5 protein-coding genes are annotated in these 3159 nt (G+C 33.5%); 2 read left to right on the top strand and 3 right to left on the bottom strand.

Annotated elements, in window-relative coordinates:
• Positions 1–115: 115 nt before the first annotated feature.
• Genes B5V89_RS18835 through B5V89_RS18825 form a run of 3 tightly spaced genes read right to left on the bottom strand, consistent with a single transcriptional unit; the run spans position 116 to position 2193 of the window.
• Positions 116–1282 (bottom strand): tyrosine-type recombinase/integrase, encoded by a 1167-nt coding sequence (locus tag B5V89_RS18835; RefSeq protein WP_108073502.1) that lies wholly within the window; start codon positions 1280–1282, stop codon positions 116–118.
• 16 nt (positions 1283–1298) lie between these two features.
• Positions 1299–1715 carry an ImmA/IrrE family metallo-endopeptidase gene (locus tag B5V89_RS18830; RefSeq protein ID WP_108073500.1) on the bottom strand — a complete coding sequence of 139 codons (417 nt, stop codon included), beginning with the start codon at positions 1713–1715 and terminating at the stop codon, positions 1299–1301.
• 16 nt (positions 1716–1731) lie between these two features.
• Positions 1732–2193, bottom strand: a complete 462-nt coding sequence (locus tag B5V89_RS18825; RefSeq protein WP_108073498.1) for a helix-turn-helix domain-containing protein — start codon at positions 2191–2193, stop codon at positions 1732–1734.
• Positions 2194–2400: 207 nt separating this feature from the next.
• On the opposite strand from B5V89_RS18825, the gene B5V89_RS18820 reads away from it, so the two are divergent.
• Entirely contained in the window at positions 2401–2634 is a 234-nt protein-coding gene (locus tag B5V89_RS18820) for a helix-turn-helix transcriptional regulator (RefSeq protein WP_108073496.1), read from the top strand.
• Entirely contained in the window at positions 2631–2897 is a 267-nt protein-coding gene (locus B5V89_RS18815) for a hypothetical protein (RefSeq protein WP_108073494.1), read from the top strand. Before B5V89_RS18820 ends, B5V89_RS18815 begins: the two co-directional genes overlap by 4 nt.
• Positions 2898–3159: the final 262 nt, after the last annotated feature.

The following is a 3159-nucleotide window of genomic DNA, read 5'->3' as shown; positions in this document are numbered from 1 at the left end:
ATCAAGTTCGAGATGGAAGGAAGTATAGGTTAATCCTATATAAATGCAGTAGTATCAATGGTTTGAAGGATATTATAACAGCAAAGAAAATCAGTTGTGCCGATTTCGTGCCGATTCAGATTTTCTTTGCTGTGTAGGAGGCGAACTTTTTGAGTTCGTCTTCTTCTATTTTTTCGGTAATATCCAAATAAGTATCGGCAGTTGTTTTTATTGTTTTATGACCTAGACGTTTGGAAACGAATTTTATACTAGCTCCTGATTCCAATAATAGAACAGCATGTGTATGTCTAAATCCGTGAGTTCCTTTGTAGTCCACACCTGCTTTTTTACAATAATCGCGGATCGAATCTCGAACTATTGAAGGTGTTAAATAATTTCCGTTGTAATTTTGAAAGATGATACCATCTTCGTTTTTGCGAAAGCTAGCATCGCCTAGGATCAATTCATTTTGTTTTACTTTGAACTTTTTTAAAGCTTTTAACAATTCGTCATGGCCATTAACCTGTAATTCGTTTAAACTAATTGTTCGGTAAGATGACGAGTTTTTTAAAGTCGTTAGCTTCAAGTTATTATTGTCATCTCTACTTGTTTGTCTCTCAACTCTTAATTTATCTTCTCTTAGATCATCCCAACGCAATGCCAATGCTTCACTGATTCGCAAACCTGTCTGACTTAAAAAATACATAAGCATATAATAAAGTTGATACTCTTTAAATCTTTGATGCTTGTAAGATTTCATAAAGTTGAGAAGTTGGGTAAGTTCATCCAGATTGTAGTATTTTACTTTTTCTTTATTTATTTCTACACTGTCTTGGATTGGAACTTTTAATTTGTCAGCTGGGTTTTTCTCTAAAACTTCTAACTCGTAAACCGCATAATGAAAAATACTTTTTAAAACAGAAAGATACTTCAATCTGGATCCATATGAATATTCGTCTTCTCCAAACTTTTCAATCCACTTTTTTATTTCTGATCTTCGTATCCTTATAATTCTTTTGTTTCCGAAATAAGGGAGGATGTGCAAACGAACAACAACTTCTATTTGTTTAAATGTGGTCTCTTTCACATTAGATTTCTTTTGCTCTAACCATTCCTTTGAAACTTCTTCAAATAGCATGTTTCTATCATTTAGGACTTGTCCATAATATATACGCTCTTCAACTTTGGCAGCTTCTATTTGGGCTTCTTTCTTTGTTCGGAAAGTACCAATACTAAATTCTTCCCCGTCTTTAGATACTCTCGCTTGCCAATTTCCACTTTTTAATTGTCTAAACGTTGCCACTTTTATTTCTCCTTTCTCACAAATTATTTAAAATTAATTTTTCAGGAATCCCATATAATTCAACTGCATCTTTCAAATTCAGATGATCGTTATAAAACTGTTCAGAAAATAGCAATCGCACTGCGAATAAATTAGCTTCCAATTCTATTCTGTCAGTAGAAAATAAAGTGTTTTTCTTTAGAAAGGGAGTATTGGCATTAGGGTGGAATATAGCATGTCCTAATTCATGAGCGCAGATAAACATTCTTTGGTGTTCGGTAGTGTTTTCATTGATGTGGATGATCTTAATTCTGCAAAATTGATTAAAATAACCTAACGTCTTCCCCAAATTTTCATATACAATATGTATTCCTAAGAACTTAGCCAATTTAAAAGGGCAGTTCGTTTCATACTTCTTATAAAGTTGATCTATAGTTGATAAAATTGACCCCATCCGTTAGTACCTCTCTTTATTTACGATATTTTTTTGGAGTGAATTTTTGTTTTGCTAATCTTTTTGCTAAGCGCAAGGAATTTTCCAATGATGCTTTTAATAATTCCCTGTCCTCCTCATCCATATCTTCTAATGTTTCTCCATCGAATGCAGCATAACTACTATCACCAGATAAACCATCAATCATTTTTTGAAGTTCAGTTTGTATGTCTTTTTCATCTTTAGCATTTAATTCAGGTAAGTAAGGAGCAGCGCTTTCACGTACTACATCCCCATTAGCCATTTTCTCTAATTCTTCGGTTGTAATTCCTAATCCCTTACAAACTTTTATGACATTATCTACAGAAGCATTTCCAACACCTCTTTGTAACATGGATCTCAAAGTAGTTGGAGGTAATCCGATTTGTTCAGCAAATGCTTTTTTACTCAAACCTGTTTTATCTATTAACTGCTCAATTACTTCTGTTCTTTTATCCACTTTTTCTTTTCTCCTTTTATTACCATTATATACGATATTTCGTTTATAAATTAATAATATACTATGAAATTGAGTCTGTAAACATAAAAATAAACGAAATGTCGTTTTTTATTTATGATTTATTGTTGACAGTGAACGAAATTGCGTTTATATTTGTAAATAACAACAGAACGCAATTGCGTTCGTGAATAGGAGGTGTGAGCATTAATGCATAGAAATTTGCGTGCAGAAATGGCAAGAGAAGGCATCACGATGGTTGACATTGCGGACTATTTAAAAGTTCGGTACGCAACGATCAATGACAAGGTAAATGGGAAATATGATTTTTCTTATACCGAAGCTTTGAAAATTAAAAGACACTTTTTCCCGAATCTTAATATTGAATATCTTTTCGAAAATGATGAACAAAGCATAAAAAAAAAGGAGAGTAGGATTTCATGATCTCGATTCAGCTGGATGAAAGAGAAATCGAGAAACGGTTTAACGAAGAGTTAAAAAAACGTCTGGAACAAATTGAACACAGGCGCACTTTATGGGATATGAAAGAACTCTGCCGTCAAACTTGTATGAGTGAAAATACAATCAAAGAAAAATTCTTTTATGATGAACGATTCCCAAAAAGGAAAGTAGGAGGGAAATGGTATTTTCCGGCTGTAGCCGCAGAAGAATTTTTACTTTCATGGATAAGTGAACAACAAAATTGAAAGGTGATGACCAAATGGACTTTTTTCCACTGTATCTAATAACATTGTTCATCGTGTTTTTCGCCATCATGATTTACGGAGTGATTAAGGATAAGGGGTGAGGAAAATCGTGAAGTGGTTCGAGTTGCTAATAAGCGCAGTATTAATTCTAAGCCTTCTTATTTTATTCACGGTGCTATTAGCCATTGTATTGGACGATGTGAAGAAACCTACTCCTAAAAACAATTACATGCAGCATGTCGACACGTTGCAAGGAGAGGAT

The organism is Heyndrickxia sporothermodurans, assembly GCF_003055045.1.
Taxonomy (GTDB): domain Bacteria; phylum Bacillota; class Bacilli; order Bacillales; family Bacillaceae_C; genus Heyndrickxia; species Heyndrickxia sporothermodurans.
Note: the sequence above shows the minus strand (reverse complement) of the source record. Positions and strands in the feature narration are given on the sequence as shown.

What these genes read in the sequence shown, in the direction of transcription:
- B5V89_RS18830 (WP_108073500.1), bottom strand. Translation starts at nt 1,715, where the DNA reads ATGGGGTCAATTTTATCAACTATAGATCAACTTTATAAGAAGTATGAA.
- B5V89_RS18820 (WP_108073496.1), top strand. Translation starts at nt 2,401, where the DNA reads ATGCATAGAAATTTGCGTGCAGAAATGGCAAGAGAAGGCATCACGATG.
- B5V89_RS18815 (WP_108073494.1), top strand. Translation starts at nt 2,631, where the DNA reads ATGATCTCGATTCAGCTGGATGAAAGAGAAATCGAGAAACGGTTTAAC.